The organism is Xanthomonas sp. WHRI 10204, assembly GCF_040202875.1.
GTDB lineage: Bacteria > Pseudomonadota > Gammaproteobacteria > Xanthomonadales > Xanthomonadaceae > Xanthomonas.
Map to the genome: position 1 here is coordinate 1,287,872 of NZ_JBEGDW010000001.1, position 24,022 is coordinate 1,311,893.

A 24,022-nucleotide genomic window follows, 5' to 3' on the forward strand; every position below is an offset into this window, starting at 1 on the left:
GGGAGAGGGGTTGGGGTGAGGGTACGGGGCGGAGCCATTCGCTAGTTCGGCGACACGAGGCTTCGCTCGCGCCCTCATCCGACCCTGCGGGGGCACCTTCTCCCGCGTGCGGGAGAAGAGAGATAGTCAGCGACTCATCCGTCTGTTGGAGTAAGCCGCTCTGCCAGCGGGAGAGGGGTTGGGATGAGGGTGCGGGGCGGAGCCACTCGCTAGTTCGGCCACACCAGGCTTCGCCCGTACCCTCATCCGCCCCTGCGGGGCACCTTCTCCCGCATGCGGGAGAAGGGAGAGAGTCAGCGTTTCATCCGTCTGTTGGAGCAAGCCCCTCTCCCAGCGGGAGAGGGGTTGGGGGTGAGGGTACGGGGCGTAGCCACTCGGTAGTTCGGCGACACCAGGCTTCGCTCGCGCCCTCATCCGCCCCTGCGGGGCACCTTCTCCCGCATGCGGGAGAAGGGAGATAGTCAGCGCTTCCGCCCGTCTGTTGGACCAAGCCCCTCTCCCGCGAGGAGAAGGGAGTGCTTATTTAATCGGCTGATCCAGCATCAGCTCGCGTGCAAAGCGCACCGGCGGGGCGCCGTAGGACAGCATCTTGTCGTGGTACGCCTTCAGGTTGAAGTCCTTGCCCAGCTTCTCTTGCACCGCCTTGCGCGTGTCCAGATGTTCCTGCACGCCGACGAAGTAGGTTGGCAGTTGCGCCGACGACAGCTGCGCACGCACCCATTTGCCCGAGGCTTCGCTTTCCTGCTGGAAGGTGTCGTGCGTCATCAGGTGCATCGCCTTGTCGCGATCCCAGCCGTCCACATGCACGCCCTGGTCTAGGATGGCATTGGCAATGGTGCGCAGGTAGAACTTGAGCTGCACCAGGTGGAACAGCGGGTCGTTATCCAGGTAGCCCTGTTCCTGCATCATGCGCTCGGTGTACACCGCCCAGCCTTCGGCGAACATGCCCGAGCGCAGCACCGCGCGCAGCGTGGAGGGGAACTTGGCCGAGTGCCAGCCTTCCAGGTAATGGCCCGGCGTGCCCTCGTGGATGCTGAGCAGATGGATCATGCGGGTGTTGTATTCGCGCAAGAACGAATCGACCTGCTTGTCGTTCCAGTCATCCGGAATCGGCGACACCGCGTAGAAGGTCTTGAGATTCTTGTCGAGCGGGCCGGGCGAATCGCAATACGCCACCGCCACGCCGCGCTGGAATTCCGGCATCAGGATGATGTCCACCGGCGAATCCGGCAGCGTCATCAAATCTTTCTGACGCACGAAGTTGGTGGACTGCGTCAGCGCTGCCTTGGCTTCGTCCACCACCTTGTCGCGCGCGGGCTTGTCGGCATACGCCAGTTCCAGCGCGGCTTCGATTGCAGCCTGTTGCTGATCGTCGGTCGGCGAGGCGGGCAGCTTCGGTGCGCCCGGTTTGTCCTTGAGCACGGTGCGCGCAATGCCGTACATCTCGCTGCGCACGCGTTTGAGTTCTGACTCCGCACGCTGTTTGATGTCGGCGCGCGACAGCGACGACAACAGCGCGAATTTCAGCTTTTGATCGTACTTTTCTGCACCGACACGGAAGTCGCCCTTGGCATTGGGCACCAGCACGGTGTCCAGCCAGGTCTGCTGCTCGGCCACCGCCTTGCGCAGGTTGTCGATGGCCGCCTGCGCGCGCGCCGCTTCGATCGGGCCAAGCTGGCCGATGTTGGGCGCGATCAAGGTATCGACAATGCTCAGGATGCCTTTGTTCTGCTTGGCCACCGTCTCGGCGTGGATCTTGGGCACGCGCGCCGGGTCCAGGTTCTCGCGCGCCTGCGCAAAGATGCTCGGGATTTTTTCCATGCGCTGCGTGGCCGACGCCAGGCGCTCTGGCAGCGGTGCGAACTCGCGCGCCATCAGGCCGTACAACGCGCTACCGGCCAGGCCATTGTAGACCTGCGGGTCCCAGGCCCAGCTCTGCAGGACTTCGGTATTCCAGATTTCCGATTGCAGCTGATTACGCAAGATCGCTGCATCGACCTGGTTCTCGCGCGACAGCTTGGCGATGTCGATCGCCTCCAGCTCGGTCAGCAGCTTCTTGCCGGCATCCAGGCTGCGCTGGCGCCCGGCGGTGCTGAGATCGTCGATCTGCGTATCGAAGCGGTGATCGCCGGTCTGGGTGGCGGTGACCGGCGACAGCTGCATCCAGGTGTCCAGGGCCTGCTTGGAGAGCGCGGCAAAGCGCGCATCCGCGGTCTGCGCGTCGTGCGCGCCAGCGGGCGGCGTGGTGCCGACGCTCGGCGATGCGGGCTGCTGTTGGCAGGCACTCAGGCCGGCGATCAGGGCGAGGACAAGCAGGCGTTGACGCATGGTGGGTCCTGATGGAATCAATCCGCCAGCATAGGCAACTGTGCGGTTGTCCGCATCCACCATTGGTTTAGAGTGGCGATCGAATCGGCGCGCCGCCCACAAAGGCGGCTGCAGCCGTGTCCGGCATCGGCCGGTAGCGGGCGAACCCTCGCCGCTGCCATGTCCGCTGTCGCGTCCCACCGTTTGCCCGTTGTACGCCACAGTCAGGTGGCGCTTTCCAAGGAGGAATACCTATGCTGTATGCCGGTAGCTGTCATTGCGGAAGCATCGCGTTCGAGCTGGAGACCGATGCGCCGATCACCGAGGTTTACGACTGCAATTGCTCGCTTTGCCGTCGCCGCGGTGGTCTGCTCTGGTTCGGCACACGCACCCAACTGCGCCTGCAGGCGGCCGCGGAGGCGGTTGGCACCTACCGCTTCAATCACCACCATATCGAGCATCATCATTGCCCGCAGTGCGGCATTGCGCCCTTCAGCGAGGGTGCTAATCCCAAGACCGGCGAAGCCAGCGTCGTGGTCAACGTGCGCTGCCTGCCCGCGCTGGATCTGACCACCTTGCGCGTGCAACAGGTCGATGGAGCCAGCCGATGAGGCGCGGCGTGCGCTGGCCCGGCATCGCGCTGCTGGTCGGCTGGGCCCTGTGCGGATGTGCGCGGCCTCAGGGAGAGATGGCCGCAGACGGCGGTGCGCCAGCGCCGGCGCCGCCGGCTGCGCAGGGTAATGCACTGGCCTACGAACACGATGTGCGGATCGAGTTGCCGGCCGATCAGATCGGCGAGCGCATCGCAGCGGTCCGTGCAGCCTGCCAGAGCGCACAGTTCGGCACCTGCGCGCTGTTGGCGGTGGAACAGGATGGTGGGCGCGAGCCCAGCGGCAGCGTTCGCGTACGCATGGTGCCCGAGGGCATCGAGCCACTGGTGCAGCTGGCCGGCCAGCATGGCGATGTGGCGGCACGCAGTACGCACGCCGAGGATCTGGCCCAGCAGATTGCCGATACCGGTCTGGCACAGGCGCGGCTGCAGAAAGAACACGCGCGTCTGCTGGAATTGCAGCAACGTCGCGATCTGGCGGTGAGCGATCTGCTTGCATTGTCCAAGCGCCTGGCCGAGATCGAGGCCGAAGCGCAGCAAACCCAGCAAGAAGCGGCGCAGCAGCAACGCCGTATCCGCACCCAGTTACTGACGCTCAACTTCCGCAGTACCGGCGGGGAGCAGGGCAGAAGCGAGATTGCGCAGGCAGCTGCCGAGTTCGGGCAGGTGTTTTCGTCCAGCGTGGCGTTCGTGATCCGTGCGGTTGCGGCATTGCTGCCAGTGGCACTGGTGGCGGCGATCGTCGGCTGGCTGCTGTTGCAGGCGTGGCGCTGGCGCGCGCGGCGTCGCCGGATGTCCTGACCTGCGCGCGGCTGGGCGGCACTGCCGCACCAGCCGCGCGTGATTGGCGCCGTCGTACGATGTTGAAAGCCGCGCTGGGGAAGTAGTGCAGGGCACAGGTGCACAGCGCATGCAATTGCAAAGCGCATGCAATCTGGTATGTGCATCGACATGGCCGCGTGTTAACAGGGCTGTTCGACCAGGTCGCTTCCAGCGTGCTGTAGGCCTCCAGTGCGAGCACCGCTTGCTGAAGCAAGGCGCCAGCGGGACGTAGGCTTCGTCGGAAAAAAGGCAGGCTGACTGCAGGCATCGAGCGATGCTGCAGTCGCGCCCAACGCAGGCTCAGCCTTCGTCGACTTCGTATTCGACAAACACGTCCAGCTGCAAGGCCAGTTCCTGCACCGCGTCGCGCACCTTCTGCGCGGTGGCCTCGTTGCCGGCTTCTACTTCGAATTCGTGGCTGCCCGGACCTTCGTCGTCGGACAGGCCGGCCGAGCTGGAATCGTCGTCGTCCAGATGCGGCATCAGGTCGTCCACTTCTTCGACGTGCTCGATACCTTCGATGCTCTGCAGCAGATTGGCGATGGCACGTGCGTCGTCGTCGGTGCCGGTGATACGCATGCGAAGAGTCGGCATGGGAAAGCTTCCTTGGATTGGGGACCCAAAGCCTAGGCAGCGGTCAGGCAAGATCGGGTGATGGCTGCGTGCGCCGGCTGCTCACGCGCGCTTGGCTGTCGCCTGTGCCGGGGCGGTATCCAGCACGGGCACCAGCAGCGCCTGCGCGGCAGTGCGCAGCAGTGCCGGCGCGATGTAGCGATGGTGCACGCCGTCCACCAAGGCCATGTAGACGCGGCCAAACGTATTGCGGCAGGCCACCCGCGTCTCCAGGCTCAGCTCCACGCTGCCATCCTCCAGTACCTCCACGCCCACGCTGCTACGGAAGACCAGGTGGCGGTCGTCGGCGCCCAGCAGTACCTGCACGCGTCGGTCCAGTGGCGCGGTGTCTTGCGCAAGCACCGGGAACCGGCCCGCGAACAGACAGTCGCGCTGCGCCGACAGCAATGACGACACCGGGCAACCCAGCGGCGAGGTCCGCAACTGCAACGGTGCCACCAGCGCATTGCGCAGCCGCATCAGCCAGGTCACGCCCGGCGGCGCGCGCTCGGTGAATCCTTCCAGCAGCAACGCCATCAAGGTGTGCGCACCGTGCTGACGCAACTGATGCGGCTGCAGGCGCAGACGCACGCTGTCCTGATGATCGAAGCGTTGCAGATGCCGGGTCAGCAGCGAGCCGGGCTTGGGCTCGGCATGCACGCTGACCTGCGCCCGCTGCGGTGCCAGCGCAACAAACCCCACCGGCCGCCGCAGCCGGCTCAACGCCTGGCGCAGCCTGCCGCTGAAGGAGCGCAGCCGGCCGCACCAGGCAAACCGGCTGCTGCCCGGCGATGCGGCCAGCGACAGACCCACGGTGGGAATCTGCAGCGCACGCGCCTGGGCCGAGGCCAGCAGCGCAATCACTGACTCGGGCAGCGTTTCGGTGAGCGTTGCGATATCGGCGGTACCGGCCAGCACCCGTGCGCGCACCGCATCGCTCAACTCGCCGCCGGCCTCATCGCTGTGGCAGGACAGCGCGAAAAACGCCGGGTGTGCGGCCTGCGCTTTCAGCGGTGCGAACTGATGCAAGGTGCCGCCGCCAAAGCGCACGGTAAACAGGCAATCGGCCGGCAGATCGATATGCCGCAACGCCGCCAGAAAGTGCTGCGGGTCTTGTTCGATCTGTTCCATCGAGGCGGTGCAAAAGCGCAGTTGCGCGCCACTGCTGCCGGTGATGGCGGTGAACATGCGGTGCCCGGCGTGGCGATGGAACGGGTGGCCATTGGCGCCCACCGCAAACGAGAACAACGCGGTCGATTCGCCGTGCGCAAAATCGGTGCCGGCCAGGCGTGCCGATGGCTCGTCCAGCGCATCGTGAAAGCTGGGATGCGCGCGCTGGCGGCGGCAGGCCTGGTCGATTAACGGGTTGCCGGCGCCCACGCCCAGCTGTGCGATCAGCGTGACCTCCACCGGCAGGCCGCCGCTGTAGGACTCCAGACGGACGGACGGAAAACCTGCGTGTGCGTCGGCAGGGCGGTGCTGGGGTGTGCTGAACATCGGCATGAGTCCTTTACGGCCGGAGGTGGGTCAGGAGGTCTTCTTGGTCAAGGCACGCGCCTTGCGTTTGATCGGTGCCGAGGCCGGGCAGACCTCGAAGGCAAAGCTGCTGAGGGTGTTGACCAGGTTGTCCGGGGTGAGGCGGTAGATCACGAACTGGCCACGACGCTCGCTGGACACCAGCCCGGCGGTTTCCAGCACCGACAGATGCCGCGAGATCGCCGGCGCGCTCATCTCGAACAGCTGCCCGATCTGCCCGGCGGTGAGTTCCTGGTCTGCCAGGCACGCCAGCATCTTGCGGCGGGGTTGGGAAGCGAGGGCTTCGAAGACGCGGTCGATGGACATAAGGGTTTAAGTAATTAACGAATTAGCTAATTAATTGATTTTATGGCGGCCGATGTCAAGCGTTTTTTTTGGGTGGTGCTCCCGGGCCACGGCCGGGTGCATCTGGCGAATGCCGCAAGCATTGCTGCGATGGACGATGCCGCGGCGGCTCACGGCGGGAGCGCGCGGGATCTACCGACGCTGTGGCGCAGGGTGCGGCCGATTGGCGATGAGCGCCTTTGTCGCCAATGGCCTGCACGATTGGCAGACCACCTCAGTCCTGGGACAACCGCGTGCGCTTCGAGAACGTCACGCTCAGGTGATCCAATGATGCGACGCCTGGCCGGCGAGACTGCAGCGGTTCAAACGGCCACTCTCACGCCGCCGGCAGTGCCATCAGTTCTGCCGGCAACGCGGGCATCGGGGTGCGTTCGTCCAGCGCCTCGCGTTTGAGCCAGTCGATGAACAACGCCGCCGCCGGGCTGGGCTCGCGGTGGCTGGGGTGCACGATGTAGTACGCGTAGCGGGCCTTGAGGGTGGGGCCTGGCAGCCGCACCAGTTCATAGCGTTGCAGATAGGGTTGGGCGATGTGCTTGCGTGCCAGCACCGCGCCCAGGCCGTACACCGCTGCGCGCATCGCATCGGTGCTGTCGTTGAAGGTATGCATCGGCGGCAGCGTGGTGCCGCGCACCTGGGCGGCGCGAAACCAGTCGCGCCAGCCTTGCGGCGACATATCGCTCAGCAGCGGCAACTGGGCAATCTGCGCCGGTGTGCGCAGTGCCGCCACTTCCGGCAACGAGGGCGAGGCCACCGGGAACAGCTCATCGTCCATCAAATGGTGCGAGGTCAGCCCCGGCCATGCGCCTTGCCCATAACGGATGCCCAGTTCCGGGCCGCCTTCTTCGAAACGCGAGAACGCCGGGTCCGATTGCAGGTCCAGGCGGACATGCGGATGGGCGCGGCAAAAGCGCGGCAGGCGCGGTAATAGCCAGCAATACGACAGCGAGCGCAGCGTGGTCACCCGCAGCGGGATGGCGTCTTCGCGCGGATGCAGGTTGCCGGCCACCGCGGCGATCTCGGCCAGTGCGGCGGTGGCGGCATCGGCCAGCTGACGGCCTTCGGCGGTGAGCTTGACCCCGCGCGGCAGCCGCTGGAACAAGGTGACCCCGAGCAGCGCTTCGAGCTTGCGCACATGGTGGCTGACCGCGCTGGCGGTGAGATGCAGTTCTTCGGCCGCATGCGCGAAATTTTGATGGCGCGCGGCGGCGGCGAACACGCCCAATGCGGGCAGCAGGGTCGGGCGCAGATTCATCGAGACATGAGTCAGATTTGTGGCTGACCGCGATACTACGCGCTTGTCGGGCCTGCGGCGGCAGCCGATGCTGCGTCATCCCGTCGCGATGATCGTGCCATGTCCAGCTGTCCGCCCGAGCTTGTCTTCTGCCGTTTCAGCGCCGCACGGCATGCCGCGGGAGCACAGCCATGAGCGCGCACTCGTCGACGCAGCCGGTCGTTGCAACACGCGAATGGCGGACCCCGCTCGAGCTGGGTTTTCTCGGCATCGTGTGGGGGTGCTCGTTCCTGTTCATGCGTGTGGCGGCGCCCAAGTTCGGCACGGTGGCGTTGGTGGAAATTCGCCTGGCGCTGGGCGCGGTGGTCCTGCTGCCGTTTCTGTGGTTGGCGCGCGATCGCTTCCCCTTGCACCGCTGGCCGATGCTGGCGGCGATCGGCGTGTTGAACTCCGCGTTGCCGTTTCTGTTGTTTGCCTGGGGCGCGCAACATGCGCCGGCCGCCGTCGGTGCGATCTGCAATGCGATGACGGTGTTGTTCACTGCGTTGATCGCGTTCTTGTTCTTTGGCGAACGCATCGGGACGCGGCGCGCGCTGGCCTTGTTGGTGGGATTCATCGGCGTGCTGGTGCTGGCGACCGGCAAGTCAGCCGGGTTGAGCGTGGGCCCGGCGGCATTGGCCGGCGCCACCGCCTCGCTGCTGTACGGCATCGGCTACAACCTGGTGAAGCGCCACATGGGCGACCTGCCACCGGCTGCATCAGCGGCGTCCACGCTGGGGTGCAGTGCATTGCTGCTGGCACCGTTGGCCTGGCTGCAATGGCCGACCACGCCGGTGCCGGCGCTGGCCTGGGCGTGTGCGACCGCATTGGGCGTGGTCTGCACCGGCTTGGCATTCTTGATGTATTACCGGTTGATCCAGCGCATCGGCCCGGCGCGGGCATCCACCGTGACCTACCTGGTGCCGGTATTCGGTGCGCTGCTGGCGTGGTCGCTGCTGGGCGAACCGCTGACCTGGACCATGTTGCTGGCCGCGGTGCTGATTCTGGGCAGCGTCGCTTTCAGCCAGCGCGCGCGCTAAGCACGCGCGCCCCGCTTTTGCGATTCCCGATTCCCGATTCCCGACTCAGCCCGCGGGCGGGGTCCGCACCGGCAGCGGCACGTTGCACAGATCGATATGTCCGGCCGGACGCTTGTAGAAGTCGTCCTTGCGATTGCGGCGTGCTTCGGCCACATCGCGGAAGCTCTGGCTGTCGGTGCGCAACAGTTGCAACGGCGTGCGCTCCGGCACCGGCACTTCGCTGGCCAGGCGTATCGCGCGGATCGGAGAGCGTTGCGTGGTGTCTTCGTAGAAGCCCATCGGGTCCGGCCCACGGGGGATCACGCTCAGCAACTCCATGCCCTTGACCACGCGGCCGACCACGGTGATGTTGCGGTCCAACTGCCGTGGCGACTGCCCGGTGACCACATACAATTCGGCGCCGATGCTGCTGTCTTCGTCATTGTTGCGCCCTGCGCCCAGCGTGCCGTAGCAATGCGCCAGCCAGGCTTTGCCGGTGGCGCTGTCGCGGCCCGCCGGGAAGCCGTCGACAAAGCCGACCTGTGGCGCCCAGCCATCGCTATCGGGCAGGCGCTGAAAATCCAGACCTTGCGCGGCGCGTTCGAACTCGGCAGGCAGATGGGTCTTGGCCGAGCCCAATGATTTGGCCTTGTCCGGCGTCTCGCCATCGGGGTCGCCGAACTGCACCACGAAATTATCCTGCGAGCGATAGATGCTGAGCCCATCCCAGAAGCGCTCGTGGGCGAGCGTGCGGATGTTGCCCACGTGCTCGGGCGCAAATTGCGGCGCCAACTCGATGATCACCCGGCCGGTATCCAGTTCCAGGTACAGCGTGCGATCGGGATCGAGCACGCGCCAGGCGTTGGCCGGCGAGCTGTCCAGGATCTGTTGCGGGCTGCGGTAGGCCGCATGCGCGGCAGCGGGCACTACCAGCGCGAGCAGGCAGGCAGAAACAACAGTACGCAGCAGCATGAAGGCAACCAGCGAGGGAAAGGTGGTTGATTCTTGACCAATGCGCGCAAGGACGCAAAGCGGTGATGCGCACGCCACGACGCCGACGCGCTATGCCAGCGTCGTGGCAATGATGATTGCGTGCCATTGCGGCGCACCTGGCGCAGACATGACGTGCCCGCATCGAGCGGGCGCGTCATGTCCGATTGGCGCCCGGATTTATCGCTCTCCTGCTTTGCAGCAGAGCGACAGTGCTGCAGTTACCGTGCCGGTTTGCGCTTGACGTAGAGTTGCTTGCGCACGTGCGCAACGACCTCGCCATCGCGATTGTGTATCGTGTTTTCGAACCAGCGCAGATGCTTCTCTCCGCTGGCGGTGGCGTCGCGCAGTTCGGCGAGCATGGCGTTGTCGATCACAAAGTCCGCGCTCACCGTGCCGCGCCCGGGTTTGACGAATTCGATGCTGCCGGCCTTGTCCCACACGTAGTAGTCGCGCCCCAGATTCTGCATCACCAGCAGCATCCAGAACGGATCGGTCATCGCGAACAGGCTACCGCCGAAATGGGTGCCGACGTAATTGCGATTCCATGGGCGCTGCCGCAGTTCCACACGCGCGAAGCGATAGTCGGCCGACAACACGGTGACGTGGATGCCTGAAAACAGATAAGGCGGCCACAGGTTGATGCCGAGCTTGAACAGTGAAGCGCGCATGCAGGCCGGGTTCCATGGCGGGTCGGGCCTGCAGCATAACATTCGCATGCGTATGGTTGGCGTGGCCGTCCATGGAAGCTGCTTTGCCCGTCATGTGAGTGTTTCCAGGCGTCGCGTCATCTCCGGACCGTGCAAGTCGCGCCGCCTCGCGCAGAAGGCTCGACCACCAGCGTTCGTAGGAGCGGACCTGGCCGCGACGGTGCGTCACCGTTACCGGAGGAACGATTCATCGCGACCGCGGGAATGCTTCATCGCGGCCAGGTCCGCTCCTACGCGTCAGGGGCGGGGTGGCTTGAAGTCGTCGTCGCTGCGCCGTGTGCCGTCTGTGCAATCTGGCGGAGGCCGGCTCTCACGCTTTATTGCAGCGCTGCCTTACGCGTGACGCGGCAGGGCGCCAGGGCTTGTAGGAGCGGACCTGGCCGCGACGGTGCGTTACCGCCACCGTTATCGCATGACGCTTCATCGCGACTGGGAATGCTTCATCGCGGTCAGGTCCGCTCCTACGCGTTCATGGGGTTGGCCGTCTTCGTCGGGTCGGTTTTCAGGATGTCGGAACTGTGGGCGGGGGACCTGTTTGGATAGGCAGGTCTGCGCGCCTTGGTAGCGGCAGGATGCAGGCCTCGCATCGCACCGCGGCGTGCCGGGCCCTGCGACCGACACGCTGCGTCCAATACGTGCAATGCGTGTAATGCGTGTAATGCGTGCAATCGACACGCTGCATGCAGCCGATCTCAGCGCATGCAACCGCTCTCGGGAGTACGAAGCCGCGGCTCGCGCCACAGTGCCCATCGCTATCAGAACACCAGCGCCGACATCTTGCGGCGGTAGCGGCCGACCAGGTCTTCGTCTTCGATCACGCGGAACGCATCGATCAGGCTGCGGCGCGGCAGGTTCTCGTCGAAGGCGCGATCCTGCCGCAGCATTTCCAGGAACTGTTCCAGCGCCGCTTCGTCATTGCCGTCGAGCAGATGGCGCACGCCGAGCAGGTGACGCGCGCGCAAGTCGGCGCCATTGGCGTCCACGGTGGCCTGCAGCGCGCTGGCGTCCGGGGCGTCCTTGAGCACATTGGCAAAACTCAGGCGGGCCTTGGCACGCACTGCGCGATCGTCGGTGGCCAGGTTGGCGGGCAGGGCGTCGATCAACTGCTCGGCCTCGGCGGTGTCGCCGGTCTTGAGCAGCGCCAGCGCCAGATCCAGCTTGAGCTCGTCCTTGTCCGGTTCGGCGGCGATCGCCTCGCGCAACGCGGCGGCCTGTGCCTGCGGGTCCAGCGGCGCCTCGGGCAGCACCTCTTCGGCGATCTGCGGCTCGGCCGGCAGCACGCCGTGCTGGGTCAGGAATTCGCGCACCTGGCCCTCCGGCATCGCGCCGGGGAAGCCGTCGACGATCTCGCCACCTTTGACCAGGAACACCGTCGGCACCGAGCGGATCTGGAACGCCGCGGCGATCTGTTGTTCTTTGTCCACATTGACTTTGCCCAGCTCGAATGCGCCGTTGTACTCGCCTGCCAGCTTTTCCAGGATCGGCGTCAGCGACTTGCACGGCCCGCACCAGGTGGCCCAGAAATCCACCAGTACCGGTGTCGTCAACGATTTCTGCAGGACCTCGGTCTCGAAGGTGTCGGTGGTGGCATCGAATACATGCGGCTTGTCGGACATGGGCTTCCTGTATGAGGTGACGGCAACAATGGGTGGTAATGGTGGCAAACCCGGCCGACACAAGGCCAGTCCGGGACGCCGAAGGGGGGTTCACGCAATGCGCGCCCGGCACGACAATGCCGCGTCCTGGTGGCGCCAACGCGCCCCGCAGCGGAGCACCACAATGGGAAGTACCGACAGCGCGCAGCGCTACCTGGGCCTGATCGCGGCAACCGTGTTCGTGCTGGCGGTGGCCGGGTTCGGGGCCACGCTGCCGGGCTATCTGCAGGCCAGCCACCCGGTCGCGTTGCTGGGCGCGCAGGGTGTGCCGCATGCGCTGGGCTTCAATTTGCTGGCGTTCGTGCTGGTCGGTGCGCTGGGCATGATCACCGGCGTCAGCTTGCTGGCGCGCATGCCGCCCAAGGCCGGCTGGAGCCTGCGTGTGGGCGGGCAGCTCATCGTGCTGGCCGGGCTGGCCTTTGTCGGCATGGGCATGCTGCCGCTGGATCCCACCGATCTGGACGGCCGCGCCAGTCAGGCACATGCCACGGCCTGGTTGCTGTGGGCGGTGGCGTTTGTGCCGGGCATGCTGTTGATTGCCGCAGCGCTGCTCAATGCCCCCGAGACCCGCGCGTTGGCCTGGCTCAGCCTGGCGGCCGGGCTGCTGGTGGCGGTGTTGGCATTTGGCCCGCCCGGCTTGCTGCGGCAGGCCATCGCACAGCGCCTGGCGTTTCTGGCCTGGGTCGGCTGGCTGGCCGTGGCCGCCTGGATCTGGCCGGCAAAGCCTGCGATCTGAGCGAGCGGTTTGGAGCACCTGCTGCACTGCGGTACCCTGTCCCGCTTTGCACCGCCCGAGCATCCGCTCCCAATGTCCACCGTCGAACCCAACGCCTACGACCCGCAGCAGGTCGAATCCTCCGCCCAGCAGTTCTGGGACGCCACCCGCGCCTTCCAGGTCGACGAGAACTCGGACAAACCCAAGTTCTATTGCCTGTCGATGCTGCCGTACCCGTCCGGTGCGCTGCACATGGGCCATGTGCGCAACTACACCATCTCCGATGTGGTCAGCCGCTACAAGCGCATGACCGGCCACAACGTGATGCAGCCGATGGGCTGGGATGCGTTCGGGTTGCCGGCCGAAAACGCCGCGATCAAGAACAAGACCGCGCCGGCCAAATGGACCTACGCCAATATCGAGCACATGCGCGGCCAGCTCAAATCGCTGGGCTACGCCATCGATTGGTCGCGCGAGTTCGCCACCTGCACGCCGGACTATTACGTGCACGAGCAGCGCATGTTCACCCGGCTGATGCGCAAGGGCCTGGCTTACCGCCGCAACGCGGTGGTGAACTGGGACCCGATCGATCAGACCGTGCTGGCCAACGAGCAGGTGATCGACGGCCGCGGCTGGCGCTCCGGTGCCTTGGTCGAAAAACGCGAAATTCCGCAGTGGTTCCTGCGCATCACCGATTACGCACAGGAACTGCTCGACGGCCTGGACCAGCTGGACGGCTGGCCGGACTCGGTCAAGACCATGCAGCGCAACTGGATCGGCCGCTCGGAAGGGCTGGAAATCCAGTTCGACGTGCGCGACACCGATGGCGCGCCGCTGGACCCGTTGCGCGTGTTCACCACCCGCCCGGACACGCTGATGGGCGTGACTTTCGTGTCGATCGCCGCCGAGCATCCGCTGGCGCTGCATGCGGCCAAATCCAATCCGGAACTGGCCGCGCTGCTGGAAACGCTCAAGCACGGCGGTGTCTCGGAAGCCGAGCTGGAAACCCAGGAAAAACGCGGCATGGCCACCGGCCTGACCGCAGTGCATCCGATCAGTGGCGAGCAGGTGCCGGTGTGGGTGGCCAACTTCGTGCTGATGGGCTACGGCACCGGCGCGGTGATGGCGGTGCCCGGCCACGACCAGCGCGATTTCGAGTTCGCCAACAAGTACGCCCTGCCGATCGTGCAGGTGGTCAAGCTGCGCGAGCCGCGCAATGAAGACGAACAGACCTGGGACGCCACCCAGTGGCGTGACTGGTACACCGAAAAAAGCCGCGAGCTGGAGCTGATCAATTCGGCCGAGTTCGATGGCCTGGATTTCGGCGGCGCCTTCGAGGCTTTGGCCGAGCGCTTCGAGCGCAAGGGCCAGGGCCAGCGCCGCATCAATTACCGTCTGCGCGACTGGGGCGTCAGCCGCCAGCGTTACTGGGGCTGCCCGATTCCGGTGATCTACTGCGCCAAGTGCGGCGCGGTGCCGGTGCCGGAAGACCAGCTGCCGGTGGTATTGCCGGAAAACGTGGAATTTGCCGGCACCGGTTCGCCGATCAAGACCGATCCGACCTGGCGCCAGACCACCTGCCCGGACTGCGGCGGCCCGGCAGAGCGCGAGACCGACACCTTCGATACCTTCATGGAATCGAGCTGGTATGTAGCGCGCTACACCAGCCCCAACGCACGCGACATGGTCGACCGCCGCGCCAATTACTGGATGCCGGCCGATCTATACGTGGGCGGCATCGAGCACGCGATCCTGCACCTGATGTACTTCCGCTTCTATCACAAGCTCATGCGCGACGCGCGGCTGGTGGACAGCGACGAGCCGGTGACCAACCTGCTCACCCAGGGCATGGTCATCGCCGACACGTTCTATCGCGACGCCGACAACGGCGGCAAGGACTGGATCAACCCGGCCGATGTCGAGGTCCAGCGCGATGAGCGCGGCCGCGTCACCGGCGCGGTGCTGATCGCCGACGGCCAGCCGGTGCATATCGGCGGCACCGAGAAGATGTCCAAGTCCAAGAACAACGGCGTGGATCCGCAGTCGATGGTGGCCAAGTACGGCGCCGACACCGTGCGGTTGTTCTCGATGTTTGCCGCACCGCCGGAGCAATCGCTGGAGTGGAACGAAGCCGGTGTCGACGGCATGGCGCGTTTCATGCGCCGGTTGTGGGTGCAGGTGCACAAGCATGTGGGCGAAGGCGCGGCCGTTGCGCTGGACGCCGCCAGCCTGAGTGCCGAGCAGAAGGCGATCCGCCGCAAGATTCACGAAACCATCGGCAAGGTCAGCGACGACTACGGCCGCCGCCACAGCTTCAATACCGCCATTGCCGCGGTGATGGAGTTGTCCAACGCGCTGGCCAAGTTCGACGACGCCAGCGACCAGGGCAGGGCGGTGCGGCAGGAAGCACTGGAAGCGATGGTGCTGCTGCTCAACCCGATCACCCCGCATGCCAGCCACGCGTTGTGGCAGGTGCTGGGCCGTGGCGAAACGTTGCTGGAAGACGTGGCGTTTCCGCAGGTCGATGCCAGCGCCTTGGTGCGTGACGCATTGACGCTGGCGGTGCAGATCAACGGCAAGCTGCGCGGCACCATCGAGGTGACGGCGGACGCCGCGCGCGAACACATCGAAGCGCTGGCCCAGGCCGAACCCAATGCCGCGAAATTCCTGGATGGGCTGACGATCCGCAAGATCATCATCGTGCCGGGCAAGATCGTGAACATCGTGGCGGGGTGATGGCGGCTGATCGGTCCGGTTGCCATTGCCGATCCGGGTAGTTTCCCGGAGCGGCGCGGCGACGCGGTGCAAGGTTGCTGCTGCGGTGTCGGCAATGTGTTGCACTGGCGCGTGGTGCTGCGCAGGTCCGCGCGCTGCAGTGGTTCTCTGCGATTAACTGCGCTGCTGCGTCGCGACGCATGGGTAAAGTTGCCGCGATGGTTTCAGGTACGTCATTTCAGTCGCGCTTGGCGACGTGCAGGTGAGATTGTTGGGGTGGCTTCGGGTCATTCGTTTCACCGGCGCGTGGCGACGCGTTTGTCATTCCTGGGCGCCGCGTTGTTCCGCGGCGCCCTATCAAGCCCCGTTCACGCGGGCTGCGTCAGGCTAGCCGCCTGTTGCCGCCGCCGGGGCGCTCATCCAGACTGTGCCCATGATTCGATTTCCTACTGCTTTCGCTGCGTCCCTCGTGCTGGTCTCCAGCCTCACCGCCTGCGGCTTCCACCTGCGCAATTCGCTTGCGTTGCCGCCCGATACCCCGGCCGTGAAGGTGCAGTCCGCAGTGCAGTACAGCGAACTGGCCAAATTGTTGCGGCGGGGCCTCAAGGCTGCCGGCGCCACGCTGGCGGACGAAGACGCCAAGACCGGCTTTGCGCAGGTGCAGGTGTTGTCCGAGCGCTGGGGCGATTTGCCGATCGCCATCGACAGTCAGGGCCGTGCACAGGAATACAGCCTGCGCTATGCCGCCATCTTTACCGTCACCACCGCCAACGGTGCGGTGCTGGTGCCGCAGCAGGTGATCGAGCTGTCGCGCGACTACGTGTCGCCGCCGGTGGACGCCACCGGTACCGCCACCGAGCGCGAGATCCTGGCCGACGAACTGCGCAAAGACATGTCGGCCTCGATCCTGCGCCGTATCGACAGCGTGGTGCGCGCCCGCGTGCAGCGTGGCGAGAGCCTGGAAAGCACCCCGACCGCGCCGCTGCCGCAGGCCACCACGCCGCCAGTGCAACCGTCGACGCCCGAATCCAGCGTGCCGGCCTCGCTGCCGCCAGCGCCGCAGCCGTCGTCGAACAACTGAGCGTGGCGATCGCATCTCCCGCGTGTCTGTCAGGTGGGCGCTGCGGCTGTCCGGAACTGACCGGCGCGGCGCGTGCTGGCAGTGACCAGCGTTCCGTCGGCAGTCGCCTGCCGGTGTCGCGTGACGGCGTGTCGGCCAGCCCGCGACCTGGCACGCGGTTGTAGTCATGGAACTTCGCCCAGAGCAGCTGGCCGGCCAGTCCAATCAGCCGTTGCAGCCGGCCTACCTGATCGCCGGTCCGGAAACCTTGCGCGTGCTTGAAGCAGCCGATGCGGTGCGTGCACGTGCGCGCGCCGAAGGCATCGGCGAGCGCGAGGTGTTCGATGCCGACGGCCGCGAGTTCGACTGGAACCAGCTCGACGCCAGCTTCAACGCGCCTAGCCTGTTCAGCCCGCGCCGGCTGGTGGAAGTGCGCCTGCCCAGCGGCAAGCCAGGCAAGGACGGCGCCGAGGTCATCACTCGCTTCTGTGCCAATCCGCCGCCGGACGTGGTGCTGCTGATCACCGCCAACGACTGGAGCAAGGCGCACCAGGGCAAGTGGGCCGAGGCGATCGGCCGCATCGGCACCATTGCGGTGGCCTGGGCGATCAAGCCGCATGAATTGTCCGACTGGATCGAGCGCCGCCTGCGCGCCCAGGGCCTGCGCGCCGACGCAGCCGCGGTGCAGCGCCTGGCCGAGCGGGTGGAAGGCAACCTGCTGGCCGCCGCGCAGGAGATCGACAAGCTGGCCTTGCTGGCCGATGGCAAGACGCTGGATCTGGAGGCGATGGAGTCGCTGGTAGCCGATGCCGCGCGTTACGACGTGTTCCGCCTGGCCGAAACCACCTTCTCCGGCCAGCCCGCGGCGGTGATTCGCATGCTCGCCGGGCTACGTGCGGAAGGCGAAGCCGTCGCCGCGCTGATGCCGATCCTGATCAAGGAATTGCTGCGCACCGCTGCACTGGCGAAGGTGCAGGCCAATGGCGGCAACCTGGCCGCGGAAATGAAATCGCAGGGCATCTGGGAATCCCGCCAGGCCCCGTTCAAGCGCGCGCTGCAGCGTCATCCCGAGGCGCGCCGCTGGGAGCGCTTCGTCGCCGAGGCCGGCTTGGTCGACCGCATGGCCAAGGGTCGCGCCGACGGCGATGCCTGGGTTGGCCTGGAACGCCTCTTGGTCGCGGTGGCCGAAGCACGCGCGGTGAGATTGCTGGCGTGACAGCGGGGCAGGCCGGGCCTGGAAACCACGCGTCCGCGATCCCGGACACGGGATCCGAAATCCGAACCACTGCACAGACGAGCCAAGACACGCAGGTTGTCGCTCCCGCCAGCATTGCGACCAGCGCGTCAGTTTCCGGCCCCAAGCCGGTCGCACCAGCTCCTGGCCCTTCAGATTCCCGATTCCCGGTTCCCGATTCCCGGCTCCACCTCTACTACGGTGGCACCTTCGACCCGATCCATCTGGGTCACCTGGCCATCGCCTGCGCAGCGCGCGACGAACTCGGTGCCCTCGTGCACCTGGTGCCGGCCGCCGATCCGCCGCATCGCGCCGCACCCGGTGCCACGGCCGCGCAGCGCGCGCAGATGCTGGAACTGGCGCTTGCCGGCCAGCCCGGGCTGCAGCTGGACAGTCGCGAGCTGCAGCGCGCCAGCCAACAGCTGGCGCCGTCCTACACCGTGGAGACCTTGCGCGAGCTGCGCGAGGCACTCGGGCCGACCACGCCCATTGCCTGGTTATTGGGTGCCGACGCCTTCGTTGGACTGCACCGCTGGCACCAGTGGGAGGCGCTGTTTGAGCTGGCGCACTTCGTCATCGCCGCGCGGCCGGGCACATCCCTGGACCTGAGCGATGCGCCGCACCTGGCCGCCGCGGTGCAGGGGCGCTGGGCCGCCAGCACCGATGCACTGCTCGCCGCACCGGCCGGCCGGTTGTGGCAATTGCACCACCCGTTGCGCGGCGAATCGGCCAGCGCGGTGCGCGCGCGGATCGCTGCCCGCGGGCCCTGGCAGGCGCTGGTGCCGGCTGCGGTGGCCGGCTTTATCGCCCGGGAAGGCCTGTACGGCTGCCCCCGCGCGGCTAGCTGAACACGCATCCGCCCGGACCGGCCTATAATTCGCGCTAATTCCATCGAGTTGCCCGCTTTGACCAGTCAAGCCCAAGTCATCAAGACCTCCATCCCGAATCCGCCGCCGTCCGTGCCGGCTCTGCTGGCCACCGTGCGCGAGGCCGTGGAGGAGCTGAAAGCCAAGGACGTGGTCGAGATCGACGTGCGCGGCAAGTCCAGCGTCTGCGATTACATGGTGGTTGCCTCGGGCACCTCGACCCGCCACGTCAAATCGATCGCCGAAGAAGTGGTCAAGTTCGCCAAGCGGCTGGACGTGATGCCGTTGGGTGTGGAAGGCGAGCGCGAAGCCGAGTGGGTGCTGGTCGACCTGGGTGATGTCGTGGTGCACGTGATGCTGCCGCGTGTCCGCGAGTTCTACGCGCTGGAGCGTTTGTGGACCGTGGGCGACCAGCGTCCGGACGATGTGGTTGCCGATTCCGAGGAGTAACTGGCCCCGGCATGGCGAGAAAGCTGCAAGCCACCCCGGATACCGCTGCTTCGCACGCGCTGCAGCGGTTGCACAGTGGCGCTGCGCAGGCGTCCGATGTGGCAGCGTCGCCGGCCCGCAAACGCTTTGACCGGCTGCTGCGCGACCTGGAACTGCATCGCGCCCAATTGCAGGCCTGGCAAGTGGCGCTTGCGCAATGGCGCGAGCGCTATCACGGCGAGCTGCAGCCCTTGCTCGACCGTCGACGCGATGCTGATATCGCCCTGGTCGAGGAACTCGATCGCGCGCATGCTTCCTACAAGTTGGGAAAGGCCGATCGCGAATTTTTGTCGGATCTGCTGTGCACCATCGCCGGTCCGCTGATCGAAGCCGGCCACGAGGCGCTGCGGCCGATCTACGATCGCCACAGTGTCGTCGGCTATGACCAGGACGTCTCCGAATCCGATGCGCTGATGAAGCAGATTCTCGGCCAGGCCTACGGACTGGATGCCGACGAACTGGATGCGATCGACTCGCCAGAAGAACTCTTCGAGCGCGTGAGCGAGCGCCTGGAGCAAGAGCACGCCCAGCAGCAGCAACGCCAGACGCAGCGCCGCAAACGCGCCGAGCGGAAGGCCACTGCCGCCACTGCCGAACCCCCGCCGTTGCGCGAGCTGTATCGCAAGCTGGCCGGCAACCTGCATCCGGACCGCGCCAAGAACGACGATGACCATGCCTCGCGCACCATCCTGATGCAGCGGCTCAATGCCGCCTACAAGGCTGGCGATCTGCTGGGTTTGCTCGAACTGCAGGCCGAGATCGGCCTGATGGACGCGCAAGGCGTGGACGCGATGAATCCGACGCGGTTGCAGGAGTACAACCGCGAACTGGATCGCCAGTGCAAGGACCTGCAGCAGCAGGTGCAGCAGCAAGCGGGCGACTTCTGCGCCGAGTATGGATTGGACCTGCCGTCGCGTCCGAAGCCGGAGCGGCTGGGCAGGTTGATGGCGCAACTCAAGCGTGAGGTCGAAGACGAGTTGATGGAGGCACGCCAGGGACTGCGCGAACTGGGCGATCCGCAATCGTTCAAGCGCTGGTTGAAGATGCAGCGCGTCATGTCGAGCGTGCCCGAAGCGCCCTGGTTCTGACCACGCGCTGCAACGACGCGAGCGGCTGCGCTGCGCGACCGAACACGCTTGCCCATGCGCGGTTCCCAGCAGCCGGTGATGCCAGCCGGGCGCCGGTAGCGAGGCTTTAGAGTGGCCAATACAACGCTGTGCTCACCGCCAGGCCGGCGCGGCCGGTGCTTGGTGCGGCATGTGCCACGCGGACACTCCGGTTCTGAGCGCGCCGTCCACACCCGCCTGACGATTGCTCGCTATGTGTTGTTAGCCGCTCTTGGCTGCAGCGACCGACCACGCTGACCGTGCGACCAGCCTGCCGCCACGCGCGACATTCGGAGGTGGCGCATCGACTGTGCGCCTGCATGCGCTACGTTTTCGCTGTTGCGGGTCTTTCGGCACGCTTGAAACCTGCCGGATGAGCGGTGATACGCCCTCCGGCAGGTGTTGCGTTGACTGCTTGCCTGCAAAGGACAGGCTTACAACGGCCCGCGTTCCCATGGTCCGGTGATAGCCAGAGTAATGCCCGGTGTCTGGATGTTGACGAACAAGGTGCGTGCCAACGGGTCCCAACAGGCGCCGCAGAACTCGGTGTCGCGGTAGTCGCCTTCGGCAATGGTCTTGCCGGCATCGGCGATCTGCTGCGAGGTGAGCTGCACGTTGTTCTTGGCCAGATAGAACGATTCGCCGTTGCGGGTCAGGCCCAGCAAGCGCGCGCCGGGGCCGTATTCGTCCGGGCTTTCGCCGCCGTCTTCGCACAGCACCACGCCGCCGCGCGCACTGACGGTGACGTTGTCCGGGTTATGCGCCGCCAGCTGATTGCCGCTGACGAACAGCGCGCTCAGGCGCTGGGTGAACAGGTCCAGCACCCACACCGCGCCATTGCCGTAACCGCGCCGGCCCTGCGCATCCACGCCGGTACTGGTGTCGACGATGAACATCTTGCCGTAGCTGTACCAGATGCCTTCGCCGCGGCTCATGCGTAGCGCGCCATCGGCCCAGGCTTGTGCAAACGGCCCGCTCAAGGTGTCGTTGGCGCCGATGTCGGCAAAGCCGGCCGGTGCGGCGATGCTGTCCAGATCGGGCTCGCTGATATCCACCCATTCCAGCTGGAACTGCTGGCCGATGCTGGCCACGGTGAGGTCGGCATTGCGACGTCCGCGCACGCGCGCGGCCTGCAGCCGGCCGCCGTTTTCCAGCGAGCCATTGCGGCCGCGGCGGTCGTTGGGAATGAAGCGGTACAGGCCGGCCTTGTTGCGGTCGTCCTCGGTGAGATAGACGGTGCCGGTGCGCGGGTCGATCGCCACCGCCTCATGGCTGAAACGGCCCAGCCCCACCAATGGACGGCCGGTGGTGCGGTGGCTGTCCGGGTCCACTTCGAACACATAGCCGTGCTTGCAGCCGGTGCTGGAGACCGCGTTGGTCTTGATCTCTTCGCAGCTCAGCCAGGTGCCCCACGGGGTCGGCCCGCCGGCGCAGTTGACCAGGGTGCCGCCCAGGCTCGGCTCCAGGCTGCCCCAGCCACGGCGGCCGTAGCTCAGCGTGGTGGTGCCGCCGCCGGCCTGTTGGGTGCCGCTGACGATGCCGGTGTCGTACATGGCCGGTGCGCGGAACGGGCTGCCGGCGCCGCGCTCATGGTTACGGATCAACACGTATTCCAGGCCGCGCAGCGGGTCGCTGCCCGGACGCCAGTCGGGTCGACGCAGACCGACCACGGCCATACCGTCGTGGCGGTCGGGGCAGGGCTGGCCATCGTCCATGCGGTCGCCACTCCAACCGAACGAGCGGTAGCTGAAACCGCGCGGCAGCTGCAGCAGCGGCAGGCCGGTGCTCTGGTCGGCGACCGGGGCGAGCGGGCCGTAACGGCTGGGGACCGGGGCGAGCCGCACCGACGGGGACGTGGCGGCCTGGGCCTGGCGCGACTGCAATGCGCCCAAGCTGCCAAGGGCGCCGGCGGCCATGACGGCGGCGCTGCCCTTGAGAACCTGGCGGCGGGCGGGATCGAAAATCGGCATCGAACGACTCCTGCGTGGCTGGGTGGTCGGGCGACACTAATTGCCGGCTGTAACCACGCCATGACACGCAACGACAAATCGCCACGGACTGCCCAGGCTGTGACGCGGATATCATGTACGAATGAAATGCCGACTCATCGCCACCGGCGAACGCGCACCGGCCTGGGTGGCGCAAGGTTTTGCCGAATATCAAAAACGTCTGTCGCACTGGATGCCGCTGGAGCTGGTCGAGATCGAACCTGGCCTGCGCGGCAAGGGACGCGATGGGCAACGCGCCATCGACGACGAAGGCCGTCGCGTCATCGCCGCGCTGCCCAAGAACGCGCATGTCGTGGCGCTGGATGTGCCCGGTCGCCCGCTGAGTTCGGAGCAACTTGCCCAGCGCATGGAACATTGGCGCGGACAGGGGCGCGATCTGGCCTTCCTGATCGGCGGCCCGGAAGGCCACGCGGCCGAGGTGCTGAAAAACGCCAACGAAAGCTGGTCGATCGGCCCGCTCACCTTGCCGCACATGCTGGTGCGCCTGGTCGTGGCCGAGCAGCTGTACCGAGCTGCGGCGATGCTGGCCAATCATCCGTATCACCGGGCGTAATGGCGTCATGCCGAGCGCGGTGCAGCTGGCGTCATCAGAGCGGCTGATCACCCAAATCCGCGAGATCGGCCCGCTCACGCTGCTGCACATGCCGGTGCATTTGAGTGTCGCCGAGCAGTTGCATCGCACTGCGGTGATGCTGGCCAATCACTCGATTCAGCGCGTTGGACGGCATCTGCGTCAGCACGCAACGGCTTGCTCGATAGCGCGACTGCGCGACGCCTGCTCAGCTTCCGGACGAATGCGACCCGAAGCGATGGCCGAGGTGTGTCACGCGCTCTTGCCGGTTTTGATCGCGTCGGCGGGAGCCGTCGTGCCGCTCGCTCGCTTCCTTCTGTTGGCCGCCCCCAGCCCATTGATGCGTCGGGTGGTCACTGGGGCTCCCAGTGGTCATGCGGCAGGCGAAGGACACTGCGGCGTGGCCGCTACGCTTGCTGCCTGGCGCGTGCGTTCGTAGCGGGATAGTTGGCGCCAGCGGGTGCGTGGAGGTTCGCAGTGGTGCGGCGGCCGCAGTTGCGGGCCGCCGCGTCGGTCCACGCTTCAATTCAACGAAGCTTCAATTCAGCGAAAAGCTCACCGGCACCAACCCGTACGCCTGCACGGCCTGGCCGTTTTGCATCGCCGGCTGGAAGCGCCAGCTGCGCAGCACCTGGCTACGCGCGGCCAGATCGAGCGCGCGATGACCGCTACTGGTTTGCACGCTCACTTCGGCCGGGCGTCCATCGGTCCCCACCAGCACGCGAAGCAGCACTGTGCCTTGCTGCCCCGCACGCAATGCAGCCACCGGGTAACTCGGTGCGGGCGAACTCAGATACTGCAACTGCCCCGCCTCGATCGGCCCGCTCGGTGCAGCGATGGTGGGCGCGCTGTCCATCGCGGTGCCGGTTGCCGGGAGGGTAACTGACGTGGTGTCGACCACGGATGTCTGGTCGATGAGAGGAGTCGGTACCTGCACCGGGACTGGCACGGTCTTGGGTGGTGTATGCGTCTTCGGTGTGAAATTCACAGTGACCGGGATTACCAGCGGCGGTGGTGGGGCGGTCGGTATCGTGATCGGCATGACCCAACGCGGCTCGGGGGGCGCTTGCGGAACCGCCCGATGCGACAGCGGGATCAGCAACAAGCCACCGGCCAGCAGATGCAGCGCCACAGCGGTGCTCATCGCCAGGACGCGCGAGGTGTCGATGCCAAGGGGACGGGAAGAAACCTGCGATTGCGTGCGAACCATCATCCACCTCCAAAACGGAACTGCGGAAAGGACCTGCGCGGCCCGGACGCACTACACCATCCGGTAGCGTAGGTTTACCGCAGCGCGCGCGGCTGCACAAGTACGACGCGTAGCTGCGACGGGTTTGCTACATCGCCGACGATGGCGGATCGATGTCGCCACGACGGCGAT

Annotated in this window: 22 protein-coding genes and 1 other RNA gene; 13 read left to right on the forward strand and 10 right to left on the reverse strand. The window is 66.2% G+C overall.

What is annotated here, in order from left to right; all coding sequences use genetic code 11:
- Positions 1-519: 519 nt before the first annotated feature.
- Positions 520-2,328, reverse strand: a complete 1,809-nt coding sequence (locus ABQZ00_RS05605) for a DUF885 domain-containing protein (RefSeq protein ID WP_323518388.1) — start codon at positions 2,326-2,328, stop codon at positions 520-522.
- Positions 2,329-2,561: 233 nt separating this feature from the next.
- Between ABQZ00_RS05605 and ABQZ00_RS05610 the strand changes: the two genes are divergently transcribed.
- Together ABQZ00_RS05610 and ABQZ00_RS05615 are read left to right on the forward strand one after the other, a co-directional pair.
- Entirely contained in the window at positions 2,562-2,918 is a 357-nt protein-coding gene (locus ABQZ00_RS05610; protein WP_311240134.1) for a GFA family protein, read from the forward strand.
- Positions 2,915-3,718 carry a DUF4349 domain-containing protein gene (locus ABQZ00_RS05615; RefSeq protein ID WP_323518387.1) on the forward strand — a complete coding sequence of 268 codons (804 nt, stop codon included), beginning with the start codon at positions 2,915-2,917 and terminating at the stop codon, positions 3,716-3,718. The genes ABQZ00_RS05610 and ABQZ00_RS05615 overlap by 4 nt, the downstream gene beginning before the upstream one ends.
- A 321-nt stretch (positions 3,719-4,039) precedes the next feature.
- On the opposite strand, the gene ABQZ00_RS05620 is transcribed toward ABQZ00_RS05615, so the two are convergent.
- The 4 genes from ABQZ00_RS05620 to ABQZ00_RS05635 all read right to left on the reverse strand — a co-directional run bounded on the left by ABQZ00_RS05620 (position 4,040) and on the right by ABQZ00_RS05635 (position 7,484).
- A complete protein-coding gene (locus tag ABQZ00_RS05620) occupies positions 4,040-4,333 on the reverse strand; it encodes a hypothetical protein (protein ID WP_023903350.1) in 294 nt (97 codons plus the stop codon).
- Between the two features lie 81 nt (positions 4,334-4,414).
- Positions 4,415-5,848 (reverse strand): DUF2867 domain-containing protein, encoded by a 1,434-nt coding sequence (locus tag ABQZ00_RS05625; RefSeq protein ID WP_323537392.1) that lies wholly within the window; start codon positions 5,846-5,848, stop codon positions 4,415-4,417.
- Between the two features lie 30 nt (positions 5,849-5,878).
- Positions 5,879-6,193, reverse strand: coding sequence for a metalloregulator ArsR/SmtB family transcription factor (locus ABQZ00_RS05630; protein ID WP_055849910.1), 315 nt, complete (start codon positions 6,191-6,193; stop codon positions 5,879-5,881).
- A 355-nt stretch (positions 6,194-6,548) separates the two neighbouring features.
- The gene (locus tag ABQZ00_RS05635; RefSeq protein ID WP_323537391.1) at positions 6,549-7,484 is read right to left on the reverse strand and encodes a LysR substrate-binding domain-containing protein; all 936 of its coding nucleotides are present in this window, start codon (positions 7,482-7,484) and stop codon (positions 6,549-6,551) included.
- A 170-nt stretch (positions 7,485-7,654) separates the two neighbouring features.
- Between ABQZ00_RS05635 and ABQZ00_RS05640 the strand changes: the two genes are divergently transcribed.
- On the forward strand, positions 7,655-8,542 hold the full coding sequence (locus ABQZ00_RS05640; protein ID WP_323537390.1) for a DMT family transporter: 888 nt from the start codon (positions 7,655-7,657) through the stop codon (positions 8,540-8,542).
- A 45-nt stretch (positions 8,543-8,587) separates the two neighbouring features.
- Here ABQZ00_RS05640 and ABQZ00_RS05645 read toward each other — a convergent pair whose 3' ends face one another.
- From ABQZ00_RS05645 to trxA, 3 genes are all read right to left on the reverse strand, one after another.
- Complete coding sequence (locus ABQZ00_RS05645; protein ID WP_115513394.1) at positions 8,588-9,493, reverse strand: peptidylprolyl isomerase; 906 nt, start codon at positions 9,491-9,493, stop codon at positions 8,588-8,590.
- A 239-nt stretch (positions 9,494-9,732) separates the two neighbouring features.
- On the reverse strand, positions 9,733-10,182 hold the full coding sequence (locus ABQZ00_RS05650) for a DUF4442 domain-containing protein (RefSeq protein WP_115528456.1): 450 nt from the start codon (positions 10,180-10,182) through the stop codon (positions 9,733-9,735).
- 794 nt (positions 10,183-10,976) lie between these two features.
- Positions 10,977-11,837 carry a thioredoxin gene (gene trxA, locus ABQZ00_RS05655; RefSeq protein ID WP_323537389.1) on the reverse strand — a complete coding sequence of 287 codons (861 nt, stop codon included), beginning with the start codon at positions 11,835-11,837 and terminating at the stop codon, positions 10,977-10,979.
- Positions 11,838-12,000: 163 nt separating this feature from the next.
- On the opposite strand from trxA, the gene ABQZ00_RS05660 reads away from it, so the two are divergent.
- The 8 genes from ABQZ00_RS05660 (at position 12,001) to ABQZ00_RS05695 (ending at position 20,289) form a co-directional block, all read left to right on the forward strand.
- Positions 12,001-12,612, forward strand: coding sequence for a DUF998 domain-containing protein (locus ABQZ00_RS05660; protein ID WP_323537388.1), 612 nt, complete (start codon positions 12,001-12,003; stop codon positions 12,610-12,612).
- Positions 12,613-12,684: 72 nt separating this feature from the next.
- Positions 12,685-15,327 carry a leucine--tRNA ligase gene (gene leuS / locus ABQZ00_RS05665; RefSeq protein WP_323537387.1) on the forward strand — a complete coding sequence of 881 codons (2,643 nt, stop codon included), beginning with the start codon at positions 12,685-12,687 and terminating at the stop codon, positions 15,325-15,327.
- Positions 15,328-15,739: 412 nt separating this feature from the next.
- Positions 15,740-16,387, forward strand: a complete 648-nt coding sequence (locus ABQZ00_RS05670) for an LPS-assembly lipoprotein LptE (RefSeq protein WP_055849928.1) — start codon at positions 15,740-15,742, stop codon at positions 16,385-16,387.
- 166 nt (positions 16,388-16,553) lie between these two features.
- Positions 16,554-17,582: a DNA polymerase III subunit delta gene (gene holA / locus ABQZ00_RS05675; protein ID WP_055849929.1), complete on the forward strand. Its 1,029-nt coding sequence runs from the start codon at positions 16,554-16,556 to the stop codon at positions 17,580-17,582.
- The gene (gene nadD, locus ABQZ00_RS05680) at positions 17,579-18,448 is read left to right on the forward strand and encodes a nicotinate-nucleotide adenylyltransferase (protein WP_503064242.1); all 870 of its coding nucleotides are present in this window, start codon (positions 17,579-17,581) and stop codon (positions 18,446-18,448) included. The genes holA and nadD overlap by 4 nt, the downstream gene beginning before the upstream one ends.
- A 57-nt stretch (positions 18,449-18,505) precedes the next feature.
- The gene (rsfS, locus tag ABQZ00_RS05685) at positions 18,506-18,916 is read left to right on the forward strand and encodes a ribosome silencing factor (RefSeq protein ID WP_055849932.1); all 411 of its coding nucleotides are present in this window, start codon (positions 18,506-18,508) and stop codon (positions 18,914-18,916) included.
- 11 nt (positions 18,917-18,927) lie between these two features.
- Positions 18,928-20,043, forward strand: coding sequence for a J domain-containing protein (locus ABQZ00_RS05690; RefSeq protein WP_323537386.1), 1,116 nt, complete (start codon positions 18,928-18,930; stop codon positions 20,041-20,043).
- Positions 20,044-20,212: 169 nt separating this feature from the next.
- Positions 20,213-20,289: non-coding RNA, sX9 sRNA (locus ABQZ00_RS05695), on the forward strand.
- A 206-nt stretch (positions 20,290-20,495) separates the two neighbouring features.
- Here ABQZ00_RS05695 and ABQZ00_RS05700 read toward each other — a convergent pair.
- The gene (locus tag ABQZ00_RS05700; protein ID WP_323537385.1) at positions 20,496-22,031 is read right to left on the reverse strand and encodes an alkaline phosphatase PhoX; all 1,536 of its coding nucleotides are present in this window, start codon (positions 22,029-22,031) and stop codon (positions 20,496-20,498) included.
- 121 nt (positions 22,032-22,152) lie between these two features.
- Here ABQZ00_RS05700 and rlmH point away from each other — a divergent pair, with 121 nt between their 5' ends.
- A complete protein-coding gene (gene rlmH / locus ABQZ00_RS05705; protein ID WP_323537384.1) occupies positions 22,153-22,623 on the forward strand; it encodes a 23S rRNA (pseudouridine(1915)-N(3))-methyltransferase RlmH in 471 nt (156 codons plus the stop codon).
- Positions 22,624-22,630: 7 nt separating this feature from the next.
- Positions 22,631-23,080 carry a hypothetical protein gene (locus ABQZ00_RS23790; RefSeq protein ID WP_503064243.1) on the forward strand — a complete coding sequence of 150 codons (450 nt, stop codon included), beginning with the start codon at positions 22,631-22,633 and terminating at the stop codon, positions 23,078-23,080.
- Between the two features lie 99 nt (positions 23,081-23,179).
- Here the strand turns inward: ABQZ00_RS23790 and ABQZ00_RS05715 are convergent, their stop codons facing one another.
- Positions 23,180-23,854 carry an energy transducer TonB gene (locus ABQZ00_RS05715; RefSeq protein ID WP_323537383.1) on the reverse strand — a complete coding sequence of 225 codons (675 nt, stop codon included), beginning with the start codon at positions 23,852-23,854 and terminating at the stop codon, positions 23,180-23,182.
- Between the last annotated feature and the right edge of the window lie 168 nt (positions 23,855-24,022).